A 17,371-nucleotide genomic window follows, 5' to 3' on the forward strand; every position below is an offset into this window, starting at 1 on the left:
CCGCGCTGGCGGCCACCACGTGCGGTGACGCCGGACGGCTCCGGTCACCTCGACGGTACCGAGACCGCGTGCGGCCCGCGACCCCGCCCCCCGTCCACGGCGGCGAACCGGTCCGGGGCGGCGTCGAGCACATGCCCCGCACGGGGGACACTGGAGACCTCCGCACACCCGGTCCGGCGCACCGCCCGGACCGTGACGACGAACGGACAGGCCGCCTCGGCGGACCGGTGGAAGGGAACAGGTGAGACGCGGTGAAGGGAACCGTGGGCGAGTTGGGGGAGTTCGGGCTCATCAGGGAGCTCACTTCCCGGCTCACCACCACCCCGGCGGTCCGGCTGGGACCGGGCGACGACGCCGCGGTGGTCGCCGCGCCGGACCGCAGGGTCGTGGCGAGCACGGACATCCTGCTGGAAGGGCGGCACTTCCGCCGTGACTGGTCCACCGCCTACGACGTGGGACGGAAGGCCGCCGCACAGAACCTCGCGGACATCGCCGCGATGGGCGCGGTGCCGACCGCACTGCTGCTCGGTCTCATCGTTCCGGCCCAACTCCCGGCCACCTGGCCCTCGGAGCTGATGGACGGACTGCGCGACGAGTGCCAGGTGGCCGGAGCCGCGGTGGTCGGCGGTGATCTGGTACGCGGGGACACCATCACGGTCGCCATCACCGCACTGGGCGACATGCGCAACCAGGAGCCGGTGACCCGCGCGGGCGCACAGCCCGGCGATCTGGTCGCCGTCACCGGCTGGCTCGGCTGGTCCGCGGCCGGGCACGCGGTGCTCTCCCGCGGCTTCCGCTCGCCGCGCGCCTTCGTGGAGGCCCACCGCCGCCCGGAACCGCCGTACCACGCGGGCCCCGCGGCCGCCTCGCTCGGCGCCACCGCGATGACGGACGTGAGCGACGGACTCATCGCCGACCTCGGGCACATCGCCGAGGCCAGCAAGGTACGGATCGACATCCGCTCCGGTGCGGTGGACGTCCCCTCGCAGATGAACGACATCGGTCAGGCGGTGGGCGTCGACCCGCTCCAGTGGGTGCTCACCGGCGGCGAGGACCACGCCATCGTCGCGACCTTCCCGCCCGACGTGAAACTCCCCGCGCGCTGGACCGTCATAGGCGAGGTGCAGAACCTCTCGGCACTGCCCCGGGTCACGGTGGACGGCGCGCCGTGGACCAAGAAGGGCGGCTGGGACCACTTCGGGGACATCGAGTCGTGAGCGGGCACTCGACGCCCGCCGAGGGCGCCTCCGCGGCGGGGCCGTCCGGTCCGTCCGAAGTCGCGGACGCCCGGCCGCACTTGGCGGCCCCGCCCCGCGTACTGACCGTGGCCGGGTCCGACTCGGGCGGCGGCGCGGGCATCCAGGCCGATCTGAAGACGATGCTGGCGCTCGGTGTGCACGGGATGAGTGTGCTCACCGCGGTGACCGCCCAGAACTCCCGTGGCGTGCACGGCGCTTGGGAGCTGCCCGCCGAGGCGGTACGGGCCCAGTACCGCGCCGTGGTGGACGACATCGGCGTCCAGGCGGTCAAGACCGGCATGCTCTCCTCGACGGTCCTCGTGGAAACCGTGGCCGAACTCCTCGCCGGTACACCGGTTCCCGTCGTGGTGGACCCGGTCGGCGTCTCCAAACACGGCGATCCGCTGCTCGCCGAGTCCGCCCTGGACGCGGTACGCACCCGGCTGCTGCCCCGCGCCACGGTGGCCACTCCCAACCTCGACGAAGTGGCGCAACTCACGGGCGTACACGTGCGGTCGGAGGAGCACATGCCCCAAGCGGCGGCCGCCGTCCTGGAGTTCGGGCCGCGCTGGGTGCTCGTCAAGGGCGGCCATCTGCCCGGCGACGCCGTGGACCTGCTCACCGACGGCTCGGCGGAACACTGGCTGCGCGCCCCGCGTCACGACAACCGGCACACCCACGGCACCGGCTGCACCCTGGCCAGCGCGATCGCCTCCGGTCTCGCCCGTGGCCTTTCGGTGCCGGAGGCGGTGACCAGGGCCAAGGAGTACGTGACCGGCGCGGTGGCGGCCGGCTTCGCGCTCGGCTCGGGGATCGGGCCGGTGGATCACGGCTGGGAGCTGGGCGGACGGGGCCGGGGCCGGGGTCAGGGCCGCTGAGGTCCGGCCGCGCTCGGCCGAGGCGCGTAGTCGCTCACGTCACTTGAGTCGCTTGAGTCGCTCGAAGGGGTTCACCGGGAACGTGGGGTGGACCCCCTGTGTTACGGGGCGTGGGCGCGGGGCGGTCCGGACCGCACGCGAGCGCACGCGGAAAAGCCGGTCCACCCGAAGGTGAACCGGCTTCGCAGCAACCAGCGAGGGTGGCCGCGCTGCATGTTGCGATCCTCTGTCGCCCCGAAGGGCGACCTCTACGTCAGCGCGCGACCTTACCGGCCTTGATGCACGAGGTGCAGACGTTGAGCCGCTTCGGCGTCCCGCCGACCACGGCACGCACGCGCTGGATGTTCGGGTTCCAGCGTCGCGGCGTACGGCGGTGCGAGTGCGAGATGTTGTTGCCGAAGCCCGGCCCCTTGCCGCAGACGTCGCAGTTGGCAGCCACGGGTCACTCCAAAGACTTCAGAACGTACGGTTGAACCCGGCATGCCGGGTCAGAGATCTGAGTGGCGGTGCCAGGGGGAAGACCCGAAGGTATCGGGCAACCGGAGCAGCATACAACGGCTGCTTCCGTTCAACGAAATTACCATGATTCCCGCTGGCCCCGCGCCCGTAACCTCGGCGGCCGGGGTCTACCCTGCCTCCAGTCCACCCAGCAAGGAGGCGCAGGTGCCGCAGTTCCTCGACGCCGGCGCCGTACGCGCCTGGTGCGGGCTCGCGCTCAGGGCGCTGGGGCGGGACCGCGAGGCGATCGACGCGATCAACGTGTATCCCGTCGCGGACGGGGACACCGGCACCAACCTCTACCTGACCGTCGAGTCGGCGGCGCAGGCCGTCGAAGAGGCTTTCGCCGGGGCTACGGCAGCGGCTGCACGTACGCGTACGGACATCGGGACCGGAGCCGGAGGCGATGCCGCGCACACGACCCCCGATGACGCTTCCGTACGCGGAGAGGGCGCGGGCGGTGACTCCCTGTCGCTCGGCGAGGCCGTACGCGCCATGGCGCACGGCGCATTGCTCGGCGCGCGCGGCAATTCGGGCACGATCCTGGCTCAGCTCCTGCGGGGTATGGCCCAGGTGCTGACCGGGGACAGGAACGGGGCCAAGGGGGCCCCGGCGGATGAGCGCGGTGCCGACGGGCTCGCGCTGGCGCGGGCGCTGCGCGGGGCGGCCGAGGCCGGGTACCGGGCCGTGGCGCACCCGGTGGAGGGCACCGTGCTGACCGTTGCCACGGCGGCGGCCCGGGCGGCGGACCGGCTGGGTGGCGAGCGCGACTGCGGCGAGGTGGCGCGGGCCGCGTACGAGGGTGCGCGGGAGGCGCTGGCCAGGACGCCGGGACAGCTCGCGGTGCTCGGCCGGGCCGGAGTGGTGGACGCCGGGGGCCGGGGCCTGGTCGCCGTCCTCGCGGCGCTGGTCGAGGCGCTCACCGGGCGGCGCCCTCTCTCGGCCGAGACCTCGGGTGCGAAGGCGGGCCCGGGCGGTGACGTACGGGGGCCCGGGGCCCCGACGAGCGCGTTGCTCCCGGACGAGTCGAGCGCGGCGTTCCCGGCCGAGCCGAGTGCGTTGCTCCCGGAGGAGTGCGGGGAAGCGGCGCCGGACGGGACGGGCCCCGCGTTCGAGGTGATCTATCTGCTCGAAGCCGCGGACGAGGCGGTCGACCGGCTGCGGGCGCGGCTCGACGGGCTGGGGGACTCCCTGGTGGTCGTCGGCGGCGACGGGCTGTGGAACGTCCATGTGCATGTGGACGACGCGGGCGCCGCCGTCGAGGCCGGAGTCGAGGCGGGGCGTCCGTACCGCATTCGCATCACGCATTTCGCGGCCGGGGACGCGCACATGCGTGCCGGGCGCCCGCCGCGCGCGCGGGTGCCGCGCGCGGTGGTGGCCGTGGTCCCCGGCGAGGGCCTCGCCGGGCTGTACGCGGAGGCGGGCGCGACGACCGTTCCGCAGCGGCCTGGACGTCGGCTCGCCAGTACCGAACTGGTGCAGGCCATACACCGTGCCCACGCCGACGAGGTCGTACTGCTTCCCAACGACGCGGAGTTGAGGCCCACCGCCGCGGCCGCCGCCGAGCGGGCGCGCTCGGAGGGGCTGCGGATCGCGCTGATCCCGACCCGGTCGCCGGTGCAGGGTCTGTCCGCGCTCGCGGTGCACGAGCCGGAGCGCCGGTTCGACGAGGACGTGGTCCAGATGACCTCGGCCGCGGGGGCCACCCGGTACGGCGAACTCAGCATCGCCGAGCGGCAGTCGTGGACCAGCGCGGGCATCTGTCAGGCCGGGGACGTACTCGGCCTGATCGACGGCGACGTGGCCGTGATCGGCGCCGAGGTCACCGGCATGGCGATCACCGTCCTGGACCGGATGCTGTCGGCGGGCGGTGAACTGGTGACCCTGATCCTCGGCGAGTCAGTGCCCGAGGCGCTCGCCGAGATTCTCGAACAGCACGTGCGCGAGGTGCACTTGGCCGTGGACACGGTGGTCTACCGGGGCGGCCGCGAGTCGGCGCTGCTGCTCATCGGGGTCGAGTAGCTCTCGTACAGCCCTCGTACGGAGATGCCGTCGGCGCGCCAACGTCCTTTCCCGTAGGGCGACTTCGGAGCCTTTTGCCAGTGCCCGCCGCAGCGGTACGCCGAGGCGTGAGGCCGGACTCCGCGGCCCGACCGCCCGGTGGCCGCCGATGGCCGGGCGCAACCGAACCGCCCGCCCCCGGCGTCGTTCGACACCGGAACGGACGGACGGCGGGCGAACCGGAGGCTGCGAGCGGTGACGGCGAGGGCGGACAGGGCGGGGGAGCGCCCGGAGGAGTGCGTACGGGAAGGGGCCCCAAAGGGCGTCGCGAGCGCGGGAGTTGAGGCTTCGCCCGCCGGGCGGTGGTCCTGGCAGCGGCAGCGGCAGCGGCTGCGGCTGCGGGGTGCGGCGACAGGGGAGCGCGTACTGGCCGGAGTGTCCCTCCCGTTTCCGCTACTGCTGGCCTTCCCCGGGGTGGTGCCGAATGCGTTCGGGCGCTGGGGCAGCCTCGTGGAGACCTTTCTGCCGTGGCTCGGCCTGGTCGTCGTCCCGCTGCTGCTTCTGGCGGCGCTGCGCCGCTCGGTCGTGGTGCTGTGTGCGGCGCTGCTGCCCGCGCTGGTCTGGTCGGTGGTCTTCGGTCCGCTGCTGCTGCCACGGTCCGACGAGGCCTACGACCTCACGGTGGTGCAGCACAACGTCAGCGATGTGAACGAGGACCCCTCGGGGACCGCGCGGAACTGCTCGCGGCGGGTGGCGCGCTGATCGCCGTGGAGGAGCTGACGCCGTCCGCGGACCGGGAGTTCGACAAGGTCCTGGCCGCTCGCTATCCCCACCACGCCACCAGTGGGACGGTCGGCCTGTGGTCGGCGCACCCGCTCACCGACGTACGTCCCGTCGACCTCAGGCCGGACGGATTCGACCCGGGCTGGCAGCGCGGGCTGCGGGCAACGGCCGGGCTGCCGCAGGGAGATGTGGCCGTGTACGTGGCCCATCTGCCCTCGGTCCGGCTCGGCGCGAGCGGCTTCGGCTCGGCCCCGCGCGACGAAAGCGCCGCACTGCTCGGCACCGTCCTGCGCGCGGAGCGGCTGAGCCGGGTGATCCTGCTCGGCGACCTCAACGGCACCGTGGACGACCGGGGCCTGGACCCCGTCCTCGCACAGGTGCGCCCGCCCCGGTCGGGCTTCGCCCTGAGCTGGCCCGCGCGTCTGCCACTGGCCCGGATCGACCAGGTCATGGCCCGTACCGCCACGGTCATCCGCATCGACTCGCTGCCCGCCACCGGCAGCGATCACCTGCCTGTGGCGGCGCGGATACGGCTGTAGGCGCCGGTGGCTGTACGGCTCTTGAGCGCTGAGCGCTGAGCGCTGAGTGCCGGGTGCCGGGTGCAGTGGCCGTGCCGCCGCGTGCCGCGTCCGCACACCGCCGACCCGGTTCACCGCCCCTCGGACGGCACCGCCTCCTGGCTCAACTGACGTACCGCGGTGGACAGTTCGGCCGCCTGTCCGCGATGCCGGGCGGCGACGGCGGAGTCCTCGTCGGCGTACTCGGCACGTACCCGCTCGGCCCGCGCGGCGGCCTCCTCGGGGCGGCCGAGGTGGTGGGCCAGCCAGCCCGCCTCGATCTCGGCGGCGCTGCGGCGGTCGCGGGCCGCCGCGCCCAGCGGGGCGAATCCGGCCACGGCGCGGTCGAGCAGGGCGAGTGCCTCCTCGTACGCCGTGCGTGCGTGGCCGTCCGTGTCCCGGGCCGGGTCGCCCTGGGTGATCCGGGGCAGCAGCTCGCCCAACTGCCGCAGGGTGTCGGCGTGTTCGAGGGCGAGCCGGTCACGGTCCTCGCCTTCCTCGGGCGCGGCGGCGAGCGCGGACTCGGTCGTGTGCAGCGCGGTCGTCATCAACTCCCGTGCCCGGGCGGGCTCGCCGAGTTCCTGGGCGAGCCAGGCGCGGGCGCGCAGGCTGCGGACCAGCCCGTGCGGATTGCCGAGCTCCTGCCACAGCTCACCGGCGCGCCCGTAGGCACGGTCGGCCTGCTCGGGCAGTTCCGAGCGGCTCAGCGCCTCGGCGGCGAGATGGGCCAGGGCCGCGTGATCGCTCTGGTCCGGCCAGGTCGCGGCGGTCTCCGCGGCCCGCAGCCAGTGCTCGGCGGCCAAACGGTGCTCCCCGAGTGCGCTGAGGCTCTCGCCCAGCCACCAGCGGGTCTGGACCACGGTGCCCTCGCCGTGGATCTCGGTGGAGATCTCGGCGAGCGCGCCCTCCAGTACCTCCGCGGCCTCGGCGGCGCGGCCCTGGTGCAGCAGGAACCCGCCCAGCTTGTGCCGGGCCCAGGCGCCGAAGGTGCCGCTCTCGCCCGCCTCGTCGGCCCAGTGGGCCGCGTCCAGGGCGTGGGTGACCGCGTCGGCCAACTCGCCCCGGGCGCCGAGCAGATCGGCCAGGCGCAGGTGCACTCGGGCCAGAGCGGGCGGCGGGAGCCGGCCCGCCCCGTGCTCCAGGGCCGCGTAGCCCGCGGCCAGGGCACCCTCGCGGTCGCAGAGCCGGTACCGCACGTCGGTGAGCCGGACCTCGTACTCGACCGCGAACCAGGGCAGCGAGGCCGCGACGTACTCCTCGGCGGCGCGCGCGTACCCGTCTGCTGCCTCGCCGAACTCGCCCCGGTGCTCGGCGAGTTCACCCAGCGCGCCGCGTGCCTCGGCGGACCGGGCGGCCAGTTGGAGGTCCTCGGTGTGCGAGGCGGCGTGCGCGAGGAGTTCCCGGGCGGCGGACTCGGCGGCGGCCAGGGGCGGTTCGGTCGTGTCGGCGGCACCGCCCGGGTCGGCCTGGGCGTTCGCAGCGGGATCGGTTTCCGGCGCCGCCTCGCCCATCCGCTCCTGTACGGCTGCCAGCAGGATCCGCAGGCGTGCGGCGAGGACCGCACCCGCCTGCCGGGGGCCGGTGTCCCCGGCGCCGTACAGCGTGAGCACCTTCTCGCGACAGGTGTCGACGTCGGCCAGGGCCCGCACGGGCGAGCCGAAGTGGGCCAGGGCGTGGGCGGCGCGGGCGCGCGAGGCCTCGGCCTCGCCGCCGTCACCGGCCTCCTCGTACCGTTCGGCGGCCTCCTCGAAGTGGCGCACCGCCTCCTCGCGCGGCGTGCGGCCGTCCAGGCCGCGGTGCTCGGCGAGCCGGGCCAGGTCCACCGCGTCGAGTACGGCGTCCTGCTCCGTCGCCGCCCGTGCGACCGCCGCCCAGGCGGACACGGACTCCGGGCGCAGTTCCTCGGTGGCGGTCCGTGCCGCGTCGAGGAGGGCGGGCAGGTCGTCGGTGGGGGCCTCGCTCCGGTGCGCGGGTGGCGCCGGGCGCGGTGGTGTGACCGGGCGCCCGGCGCGCACGCCGAGAGCCAGGCGCTCCGCGAGGGGCTCGCGCGCCATGCGTGCGCGCACCCGCTCACCGATGTGCGCGGTGCCGTTGCGGGCGTCGAACAGCGCGGCGAGCTCCAGCGCGCCGTCGCGGGCGTGCGCGCCGAGCGCGTCGGCCCGCCATTCACGTCCGGGCGGCCCGGGTACCGGCTGGGCGCCGAGGCCGAGTTCGACCAGGCGGTCCATGAGCCGCGCGACCACCGCGAGGAACTCCATCCGGCTGGCCGGGTCGCCGTCCGAGACGAAGTACGCGGGCCGTTCGGCGAGCAGTTCCAGGGCGCGCGCCTCGTTGCCGGTCAGGGCGCAGAACTCGACATGGTCGGCGTACGCGTCCCGCATGCTCTCCATGCCGCGCACCAGCCGCAGCCCGCGCAGATGGTGGGCGCGTGCCTCGTCCCTGCGGTTCTCGCGCAGCAGCGGCAGCAGCGAGGAGGCCAGCACCGCGTGCGGCTCGTGGGCGCAGGTGTAGGTGCCCGCGAGTACCGGCTGCCACAGCTCCAGAGCCGCCGCGTCGTCGCCGAGCCGGGCCTTCCACGCGCCCTGCTCGTGCAGTTCGCAGGCATGGCAGTCGGCCATGTCGTCGCGCTCGGCCGCCAGCCACGCCTGGTACGCGCGTTCGGCGCGCGCCAGATCGCCGATGTGGTGGGCCACCGCGTGCTCGCAGCAGCGCACCGCGCGCTCGGAGTACCCGGCGAGCCGGTAGCGGTGCTCCATCTCGCCGAGCCACTTCTCGATGGAGGCCAGCGGGATGTGCGGCTGCTCCAGCATCCCGGAGGACATCCACTTGAAGACCCAGTGCAGCGAGTGGGCCTCGTAGGTGTCGAAGTCGTCGGGGCGTTCGTCCCACATCCGCAGCAGCCGCGCGAAGGGCACGAACATCTTGTCCTTCTCGGAGCTGTAGTTGTACGACTGCAGTTGATGGCCGAGTGCCTCGACGACCGCGAGCGGAATGCCCAACTGCTCCGCCTGCGCGAGGAGTTCCTCGGCACGGGCGTTGCGGGCCGGACCCTCCGGCTGCTCGTCGTTCTCGGCGATCGCCGCCCGCAGCCCGTCGAAGTCCACTGCCCCGTCGCTCAGTTGGGTCACAGGCCGCCCTCTCCGTTCGCCGTGCCGTCGTGCGTCGCCCATTCAAGAAGCCCGATGAAGGCGCGGTTGAGCAGCGCCGAGTCCGCGGGGCGCAGCGGGCGCTGGGCCCTCAACAGCGCCTGCCCGTACAGCGATTCGACCGCGGTGCCGACCAGTTCGGGGTCGCCCAGCGAACCGATGCGCCGCACCAGCGGGTTGAGGTGGTTGAGGATCAGCTTGGGACGCGGGGCGCTGCCGCGCAGCGAGCCGAGGATGCCCGACCACAGCTCGTCCGCCTGCTCCTCGGCCTCCTCCCGTGCCTGTTCGTGGCGGGCGCCGCGGTCGTCGAGGTGGAGTGCGGGCACCGACAGCGGATGGAAGGCGCGCAGCGCGACATCGCAGCCGAGCGCGTCCAGCCGCGCGCGGGCCGTGCCGAGGAACGCGGCGAGCGCCAGTTCCTCCTCGGGGGCCACGGTGTCCAGATGCGCGGTGACGGTGTCCGTGTCGAGTTCGGCGACAGCGGTGCCGGGCCGCACCGAGGGCAGCGCCTCGACCAGGTCGGTGTCGTAGGTGTAGCCGCCGTTGACGACACCGATGCCCTGGGCCGCGGCGATCGGGGCGACCTGACGGAACTCCTCGACCGTACGCGTGTAGTGGATCACCGGGTGGCGCTGGGCGAACTCCTCGAGCGAGACCTGTCCGTCGGTGGTCTCGAACGGCAGCCAGGGCAGCATCGTGCGCAGCATGTCCCCGTCGTGCCGGGCCAGCGACTTCACGCCCAGGTGGTGCACGGCCAAAAAGGCCCGCAGACGCTCCGGGTCGCCCGCCGCGAGGGTGCTCAGCCAGTCGCGGATGCGCTCGCCGAGCGCCTCGCGCACCGCCGCCAGGGTCTCGTCCTCGTACAGCGACTCGCGCGAGGCGGTCGGCCGCAGGCTGTCGGTGTCGATGACGCAGCGGACGAAGAACGCCCAGTCGGGCAGGAGCTGTTCGGCACGCTCGGTCAGCAGCATGCCCTTGAGGTGCACCCGGTGCCGGGCCCGCTGCGCCGGACTCACCGCACTGGGCAGCACATACGCGACACCGCGCACGCCCGCCAGCGGGATGTCCAGCTCGACGGTGTCCAGCGGGGAGAAGCCGAACGTCTCCTGGCAGTGCCGGGCCAGCGCGACCCGGCGGGCGGCCGGGCCGGGGTAGGTACGGTCCCAGGGCGCGGGCAGCTCGGTGACCGGTTCGCCGCCGACCCGTACGTCGTAGGGCAGCAACGCGCCGAAGTCCCGGGCCAGTTCACGCACCCGGTCCTCGGCGAGCCACTCCTCGGCGTCGCCGCGGGCCTCCAGGTGGACGGTGGTGCCGGGCTCGGGGCGGGCCGAGTCGTCCAGCGTGCGCACGGTGTACGAGCCGTCGTCGCGGGCCGTCCACTCCACCGGCGGCGCGTCCGGCGTACGCGCGGAACGGCTCACCACCCGGATCCGGTCGGCGACCACGAAACAGGCGAGCAGCCCGATGCCGAACTGCCCGAGGAACTCGCTGCGCACCGCCTGAAGTCCCTCGCCACGCTTGGAACTGCGCCCGATGGTGGCGAGCAGGCTGTGCACATCGGCCTCGGTCAGCCCGATGCCGGTGTCCTCGACGCGCAGCGTGCCGCCCTCCGCGTACAGCCGCACCTCGGCGGGCGCGTCCGGCTGCTCCGCCCGGCGGGCGGTCAGCGCGTCGACGGCGTTCTGCAGCAGCTCGCGCAGATAGACCTTGGGACTGGAGTAGAGGTGGTGGGAGAGCAGGTCCACGAGGCCACGCAGGTCGACCTGGAATGTATGCGGAATCGATGTGTCCATGGTCGCTGCGCCGGTGGGGGGTGGGACGGCGCGGGTCGGGCGGTTCACCGTGAACCGCGGGGCGGGCGCGGGCGAGTGCGCCAGCATAGGCGTCCGGCGTCCTCGCTGACCAGCCGATAATCCGGTAACTGCCGTGCTGCGGAGGGTGTTCACGCCTCCCCGGCCGAAAGCGGCGCGCTTCTTCCTTGCGGGGGAGGGGAGTTGGGGCGGGGTAAGGGGCGAGGCGTGCTCACGGGCGCGGGGTACGGGCGTTCGGGGTGGCGGTGTGCGGCGGCGTCCGTAACCCCTGTCGGCCCGGACGCCGTGGCGGCGGGTGCCGGGCGATGTCGGTGGTGTGGTGTCCAATGGAAGGGTGTCCGTGCGTGAAACGTCCCCGTCCGAGTCGGCGCGCCAGCCTCTGCGCCAGCCGCTCAAGAACGTCCTCGGCGCCGCCACCGCGAAGGTGATGGCCGAGGCCCTCGGCCTGCACACGGTCGGGGATCTGCTGCATCACTACCCGCGCCGCTACGCCGAGCGCGGCGAACTGACCCGGCTCACCGAGCTGCCGCTCGACGAGCATGTGACGGTGGTCGCGCAGGTCGCCACCGCGCGGATCCTCAAGTTCAACGCCGGGCGCGGCCAGCGCCTGGAGGTCGTCATCACCGACGGCTCGGGGCAGCTCCAGCTCGTCTTCTTCGGACGCGGCGTGCACAAGCCGCACAAGGACCTGGTGCCCGGCACCAGGGCGATGTTCTCGGGCAAGGTCTCCGTCTTCAACCGCAAGCTCCAACTCGCCCATCCCGCCTATCAGTTGCTGCTCGGCGACCACGGCGACCACGGCGGTCTCGGTGGGGACGGCGAAGGGGGAGCGGACGGCGACGCGGCGGAGGTGGCGAGCTGGGCGGGCGCGCTCCTCCCGCTGTATCCGGCCACCGCCAAACTGGAGTCCTGGAAGATCGCCAAGGCGGTCGACGCGGTCCTGCCGCAGGCCCGCGAGGCGCTCGACCCGCTGCCGCCCTCACTGCGCGAGGGGCGCGGCCTGCTCCCCCTGCCCGAGGCGCTGGAACTGATCCACCGGCCGCGCACCAAGTCCGACATCGCCGAGGCCCGCGCCCGGCTCAAGTGGGACGAGGCCTTCGTGCTCCAGGTCGCCCTCGCCCGCCGCCGGCACGACGAGACCCAACTCCCCGCCGTGGCCCGGGTTCCCGGCGAGGCGGGCCTGCTCGCCGCCTTCGACGCGCGGCTGCCGTTCACCCTCACCGACGGCCAGCAGAAGGTGACCCGCGAGATCTTCGGCGACCTCGCCACCGAACACCCGATGCACCGGCTGCTCCAGGGCGAGGTCGGCTCCGGCAAGACCCTGGTGGCCCTGCGCGCGATGCTCGCCGTCGTCGACGCGGGCGGCCAGGCGGCCATGCTCGCGCCCACCGAAGTGCTCGCCCAGCAGCACCACCGCTCGGTCGTCGAGATGATGGGCGACCTCGCCGACGGGGGAAGGCTCGGCGCCCCCGACAAGGCCACCAAGGTGGTCCTCCTGACCGGCTCGATGGGCGCGGCGGCCCGCCGCCAGGCCCTGCTCGACCTGGTCACCGGCGAGGCCGGGATCGTCATCGGCACCCATGCCCTGATCGAGGACAAGGTGCAGTTCCACGACCTCGGCCTGGTGGTCGTCGACGAACAGCACCGGTTCGGCGTCGAACAGCGCGACGCCCTGCGCGGCAAGGGCAAACAGCCCCCGCACCTGCTCGTGATGACGGCGACGCCCATCCCGCGCACCGTCGCCATGACCGTCTTCGGCGACCTGGAGACCTCCGTACTCGACCAGCTCCCCGCGGGCCGTTCCCCCATCGCCAGCCATCTGGTCCCCGCCCAGGACAAGCCGCACTTCCTCGCGCGCGCCTGGGAGCGCGTGCGCGAGGAAGTACGTCAGGGACACCAGGCGTACGTCGTCTGCCCCCGCATCGGCGACGACGAGGACGAGAAGGCGGAGCGCAAGGCCAAGCAGTCCGCGGAGGAGGCCGACAAACGCCCGCCGCTCGCCGTCCTGGACATCGCCGCCGAACTGTCCGCCGGACCGCTCAAGGGACTCGGCGTCGAGATCCTGCACGGCCGGATGGCGCCCGAGGACAAGGACGCCGTGATGCGCCGGTTCGCCGCGGGCGAGAGCGACGTGATGGTGGCGACCACGGTCATCGAGGTCGGCGTGAACGTCCCCAACGCCACCGTCATGGTCATCATGGACGCCGACCGGTTCGGCGTCTCCCAACTGCACCAGCTGCGCGGCCGGGTCGGCCGCGGCTCGGCCCCCGGCCTGTGCCTCCTGGTCACCGAGATGCCCGAGGCGAGCCCCGCCCGCGCCCGGCTCGGCGCCGTCGCCGCCACCCTCGACGGCTTCGAACTCTCCCGGATCGACCTCGAACAGCGCCGGGAGGGCGACGTACTCGGCCAGGCCCAGTCCGGGGTGCGCTCCAGCCTGCGGATGCTCGCCGTCATCGAGGACGAGGAGATCATCGCCGAGGCCCGCGAGGAGGCCGCCGCGGTGGTCGCCGCGGACCCCGAACTCACCGCCTACCCGGGCCTGCGCACCGCCCTCGCCGCGCTCCTCGACGAGGAACGGGAGCGGTACCTGGACAAGGGCTGAGCCGGCTCCCGTACCCGGGGCGCGGCGCAGGGGTCCCGCAGCCGCAGCGCCCGGCAGGGGTCCGTACCCGGGGGACAAGGGTCGCCGCGCCCCGACCACGGCATATCGTGGAAACACCCCCGTGGCAGCGGGACGCGGCCCTCGGTACACACCTTCTCCAGGGCGGCACCGCAGCCCACCCCTCCCCACCCCCGAGACGAACGAAGGGCCCCGATGACCCGCGTGATCGCCGGCCGCGCCGGCGGACGCCGAATCGCCGTCCCGCCGGGCACCGGCACCCGCCCCACCTCCGACCGCGCACGCGAGGGCCTGTTCTCCACCTGGAGCTCGCTGCTCGGCGGCTCCCTGGACGGCGAACGCGTCCTCGACCTGTACGGCGGCTCGGGCGCGGTGGGCCTGGAAGCACTCTCGCGGGGCGCCGCGCACGCCCTGCTCGTCGAGTCCGACGCCCGCGCCGTACGCACCATCCGGGACAACGTCCGCAGCCTGCAACTGCCCGGCGCCGAGGTAAGGGCGGGCAAGGCCGAGCAGGTCGTGACGGGTGCGGCGCCCGAGGAGCCGTACACCCTGGCCTTCCTCGACCCGCCCTACGCCGTGCCCGACCAGGAGCTGGCCGAGATTCTGCTCACACTGCGCGCGGGCGGCTGGCTCGCCGAGGAGGCACTGGTCACCGTGGAACGCAGTACCCGAAACGGCACATTCCCCTGGCCCGAGGGGTTCGAAGAGCTGAGGGCCCGCCGCTACGGCGAAGGCACGTTTTGGTACGGTCGCGCCGCCGCTGTGACCGTCCCCGGACGCACAGACGCCTCATGACACCGGAGAGCGAGGGACCTCAGTTGCGCCGCGCCGTCTGTCCCGGGTCGTTCGACCCCATCACCAACGGACATCTCGACATCATCTCCCGCGCCTCCGCGCTCTACGACGTGGTCCACGTCGCGGTGATGATCAACCAGTCCAAGCAGGGCCTGTTCGCCATCGAGGAGCGGATCGAGCTGATCCGCGAGGTCACCGCCGAGTTCGGCAACGTCGAGGTCGAGTCCTTCCACGGACTGCTCGTGGACTTCTGCAAGGAACGCGACATCCCGGCCATCGTGAAGGGCCTGCGCGCCGTCAGCGACTTCGACTACGAACTCCAGATGGCCCAGATGAACAACGGTCTCACCGGCGTCGAGACCCTGTTCGTCCCCACCAACCCCACCTACAGCTTCCTGTCCTCCTCGCTGGTCAAGGAGGTCGCCAAGTGGGGCGGCGACGTCTCCCACCTGGTACCCGCTCCGGTACTGCGCGCCCTCGGCGAGCGGCTCACCCAGGACTGAGTCACTGACTGTCCGTCACCCGGTGTCGGGCCGCCCCGCCCAGGCCGTACAGTCGGGGGCGTCCGACCGGTCGGACAGGGTCGTGCCACCGCCCGCCGCGGCGGGCACGCGCCCGGGCCGGGGACGTCGGACTCCCGTCAAGGCAAGAGAGTGGCGAGCACACGGTGGACGTGCAGAAGAGACTCGACGAGATCGTCGACGCGGTCACAAACGCCCGGTCCATGCCCATGTCGGCCTCCTGCGTGGTCAACCGCGCCGAACTGCTCGCGCAGCTCGCCGAGGTCCGTGAGGCGCTGCCAGGTTCCCTGGCGCAGGCGCAGGAACTGATCGGCGGCCGCGACCACATGGTCGAGCAGGCCCGCCAGGAAGCCGAGCGCATCATCGAGTCCGCCCACGCGGAACGCGGCTCGCTGGTCTCCGGCACCGAGATCGCCCGGCGCGCGCAGGAGGAGGCCGACCGGATCCTCGCCGAGGCCCGCCGGGAGGCCGAGGAGGTCCGTGCCGAGGCCGACGACTACGTGGACTCCAAGCTCGCGAACTTCGAGGTCGTCCTGACCAAGACGCTCGGCTCCGTCGGCCGCGGCCGCGAGAAGCTGCTCGGCACCGGCCCCGCCGCCGGCGAGCACCCCGAGTACGCCGAGGACCCCGACTACGCCGAGGCGCCCGAGCGCAGCCAGGACCCGGAGACGCTGCGGCAGCGCGCCGACCAGTACGTCGACGTCAAGCTCGGCGCCTTCGAGGCCGTACTCGCCAAGACGCTCCAGGCCGTCGGCCGAGGCCGCCAGAAGCTGCACGGCCGCGTCGCCGCGGACGAGCTGGGCGACCTGTCCGGCGAGAACGCCCACGGACACCACACCAGCGACGCCGACTACCTCGCGGGCCTCGCCGAACTCGCCGACCCCGCCCCGGGCGGCGCCCCCGCACCCGAGGGCCAGGACCCCCGCGTCCCGGTCCCGCCCCAGTACACCCCCGAAACCGCCGCCGCGGCCCAGGCCCCGGCACACCCCGCCTCGGCCCCCGCCCACCCCGGCCAGGTTCCGGCCCACCCCGGCCAGGCGCCCGCACCGCAGCAGGCCTACGCCGACGCCGGGCAGGACCCGTACTCCTACGCCCAGCAGGACCCGTACGCGTATCAACAGCAGTCCTACGCCCAGCAGGACGCGTACGGCTACCAGCAGACCGAGCAGTACGACCAGTACGCCGCCCAGCAGCAGCACGGCTACCCCCAGCACGGGGAGCAGGTCGCGTACGGGCAGGGGTACGCGCAGGACGCGAGCATCGGCGACCAGTTCCACGCCCAAGGGCAGCTGCCCGCGCAGGGCTACGAACAGGGCGGGTACGCGCCCGCCCAGGATCAGCAGTCCTACGCTCAGCCGCAGGCACCGCAGCAGCCCACCTCCCTCGACGAGACCAGCCTCTTCGACACCGGGATGATCTCCGCCGAGCAACTGCGCCAGTACGAGCAGGGGCGCTGAGCCCGGCCGGAAAAGCCGGGGGAGCGGCGCCCGGCGCACGGCCCCCGAGCAGGGGCCGGGGGACCGGATTGGGCCGTGAGCGAAAGGTCCAGTATCCTGGCTCTTCGGTCGTGCGCGCGTGAGTCGTGCGCCGATCATGGTTGCCGGAAGCCGATTCCGGCCCAGACGCTGGGCCGCGGCACCGCGACCCCACCTAGTTCCGAGGATCGACAGCAGGAATGGCCGTGAACGCCCGCCTTGACCATCGCAACCCGCTCGTGTTCGACACACATGAGCTGGGCCGGCGTCCCGGTGGGCTGCAACGACTCAGCCGCAGCGTCGAGGCGCCCGGCGGGGCGGCTACGGCCTTCGGCATTCCGGGTGTCGTCACGGTCCCCGAGAACGCCCCGGTGGAACTCGACATCCGCCTCGAATCGGTGATGGAGGGCGTGCTTGTCACAGGTACCGCCCGTGCCGAGGCCGAAGCGGAGTGCGTAAGGTGTCTGGAGCCGCTCGGACTCGACGTCGAAGCGGACTTCCAGGAGATGTTCTCGTACCCTGACGCCGACGAGCGGGGCCGTGCTTTCACGGAACCGGCCGACGACGCCGAGGACGACGAGGACAGGCTCTTCCTCGAGGACGGCCTGTTCGACCTCGAACCCGTGCTGCGTGACGCGGTGGTGCTCGCACTGCCGATGCAGCCGGTGTGCCGGGAGGACTGCCCGGGCCTGTGCTCCGAATGCGGAGCGCGGCTCGCGGACGACCCGGACCACCACCACGATGCCGTCGACCCCCGGTGGGCGGCACTGCAGGGACTCGCCGGAACCGATCAGGCCGGCGAGAAGGACGAGATGAGCGACGCCGAAGCTGGCGTCGACGAGAAGCAGGAGAAGTAGCCGTGGCTGTTCCGAAGCGGAAGATGTCGCGCAGCAACACGCGCCACCGCCGGTCGCAGTGGAAGGCTGCGGTCCCCACCCTGGTTGCGTGCGAGCGCTGCCACGAGCCCAAGCAGCAGCACATCGCCTGCCCTGCTTGCGGCACCTACAACAAGCGCCAGGTCCTCGAGGTCTGAGCGGCTGGTGAGAGG

General features: G+C 73.3%; 12 protein-coding genes and 1 pseudogene. 10 read left to right on the forward strand and 3 right to left on the reverse strand.

The genetic code is table 11. From position 1 onward, the window contains the following. Window positions 1-251: 251 nt before the first annotated feature. Both HUT18_RS26585 and thiD read left to right on the forward strand, forming a co-directional pair. Entirely contained in the window at window positions 252-1,217 is a 966-nt protein-coding gene (locus HUT18_RS26585; RefSeq protein WP_176103062.1) for a thiamine-phosphate kinase, read from the forward strand. Between the two features lie 80 nt (window positions 1,218-1,297). Then, the gene (gene thiD, locus HUT18_RS26590; RefSeq protein ID WP_176104821.1) at window positions 1,298-2,116 is read left to right on the forward strand and encodes a bifunctional hydroxymethylpyrimidine kinase/phosphomethylpyrimidine kinase; all 819 of its coding nucleotides are present in this window, start codon (window positions 1,298-1,300) and stop codon (window positions 2,114-2,116) included. Between the two features lie 253 nt (window positions 2,117-2,369). Here thiD and rpmB read toward each other — a convergent pair whose 3' ends face one another. Next, complete coding sequence (rpmB, locus tag HUT18_RS26595; RefSeq protein WP_040247828.1) at window positions 2,370-2,555, reverse strand: 50S ribosomal protein L28; 186 nt, start codon at window positions 2,553-2,555, stop codon at window positions 2,370-2,372. Window positions 2,556-2,779: 224 nt separating this feature from the next. Between rpmB and HUT18_RS26600 the strand changes: the two genes are divergently transcribed. Together HUT18_RS26600 and HUT18_RS26605 are read left to right on the forward strand one after the other, a co-directional pair. Then, window positions 2,780-4,636: a DAK2 domain-containing protein gene (locus HUT18_RS26600; RefSeq protein ID WP_254878821.1), complete on the forward strand. Its 1,857-nt coding sequence runs from the start codon at window positions 2,780-2,782 to the stop codon at window positions 4,634-4,636. Window positions 4,637-5,041: 405 nt separating this feature from the next. Beyond that, a pseudogene (locus tag HUT18_RS26605) lies at window positions 5,042-5,937 on the forward strand (endonuclease/exonuclease/phosphatase family protein). A gap of 110 nt (window positions 5,938-6,047) precedes the next feature. Here HUT18_RS26605 and HUT18_RS26610 read toward each other — a convergent pair. Together HUT18_RS26610 and HUT18_RS26615 are read right to left on the reverse strand one after the other, a co-directional pair. Continuing rightward, a complete protein-coding gene (locus HUT18_RS26610) occupies window positions 6,048-9,083 on the reverse strand; it encodes a tetratricopeptide repeat protein (RefSeq protein ID WP_176103064.1) in 3,036 nt (1,011 codons plus the stop codon). Next, window positions 9,080-10,894, reverse strand: a complete 1,815-nt coding sequence (locus tag HUT18_RS26615; protein ID WP_176103065.1) for an HSP90 family protein — start codon at window positions 10,892-10,894, stop codon at window positions 9,080-9,082. Before HUT18_RS26615 ends, HUT18_RS26610 begins: the two co-directional genes overlap by 4 nt. A 358-nt stretch (window positions 10,895-11,252) precedes the next feature. On the opposite strand from HUT18_RS26615, the gene recG reads away from it, so the two are divergent. The 6 genes from recG to rpmF all read left to right on the forward strand — a co-directional run bounded on the left by recG (window position 11,253) and on the right by rpmF (window position 17,356). Further along, window positions 11,253-13,514, forward strand: a complete 2,262-nt coding sequence (gene recG / locus HUT18_RS26620; protein WP_176103066.1) for an ATP-dependent DNA helicase RecG — start codon at window positions 11,253-11,255, stop codon at window positions 13,512-13,514. A gap of 213 nt (window positions 13,515-13,727) precedes the next feature. Beyond that, complete coding sequence (rsmD, locus tag HUT18_RS26625) at window positions 13,728-14,327, forward strand: 16S rRNA (guanine(966)-N(2))-methyltransferase RsmD (RefSeq protein WP_176103067.1); 600 nt, start codon at window positions 13,728-13,730, stop codon at window positions 14,325-14,327. Between the two features lie 23 nt (window positions 14,328-14,350). Continuing rightward, window positions 14,351-14,830 (forward strand): pantetheine-phosphate adenylyltransferase, encoded by a 480-nt coding sequence (coaD, locus tag HUT18_RS26630; protein ID WP_217710580.1) that lies wholly within the window; start codon window positions 14,351-14,353, stop codon window positions 14,828-14,830. Between the two features lie 164 nt (window positions 14,831-14,994). After that, window positions 14,995-16,305: a DivIVA domain-containing protein gene (locus HUT18_RS26635; RefSeq protein ID WP_176103069.1), complete on the forward strand. Its 1,311-nt coding sequence runs from the start codon at window positions 14,995-14,997 to the stop codon at window positions 16,303-16,305. 218 nt (window positions 16,306-16,523) lie between these two features. Then, window positions 16,524-17,180, forward strand: a complete 657-nt coding sequence (locus tag HUT18_RS26640) for a DUF177 domain-containing protein (RefSeq protein ID WP_176103070.1) — start codon at window positions 16,524-16,526, stop codon at window positions 17,178-17,180. Window positions 17,181-17,182: 2 nt separating this feature from the next. Continuing rightward, window positions 17,183-17,356 carry a 50S ribosomal protein L32 gene (gene rpmF / locus HUT18_RS26645; RefSeq protein ID WP_028802425.1) on the forward strand — a complete coding sequence of 58 codons (174 nt, stop codon included), beginning with the start codon at window positions 17,183-17,185 and terminating at the stop codon, window positions 17,354-17,356. The last annotated feature ends 15 nt before the right edge of the window (window positions 17,357-17,371 follow it).

Source organism: Streptomyces sp. NA04227, from assembly GCF_013364195.1.
Classification (GTDB): domain Bacteria; phylum Actinomycetota; class Actinomycetes; order Streptomycetales; family Streptomycetaceae; genus Streptomyces.

What these genes read in the sequence shown, in the direction of transcription:
- HUT18_RS26615 (WP_176103065.1), bottom strand. Translation starts at nt 10,894, where the DNA reads ATGGACACATCGATTCCGCATACATTCCAGGTCGACCTGCGTGGCCTC.
- rsmD (WP_176103067.1), top strand. Translation starts at nt 13,728, where the DNA reads ATGACCCGCGTGATCGCCGGCCGCGCCGGCGGACGCCGAATCGCCGTC.
- HUT18_RS26640 (WP_176103070.1), top strand. Translation starts at nt 16,524, where the DNA reads ATGGCCGTGAACGCCCGCCTTGACCATCGCAACCCGCTCGTGTTCGAC.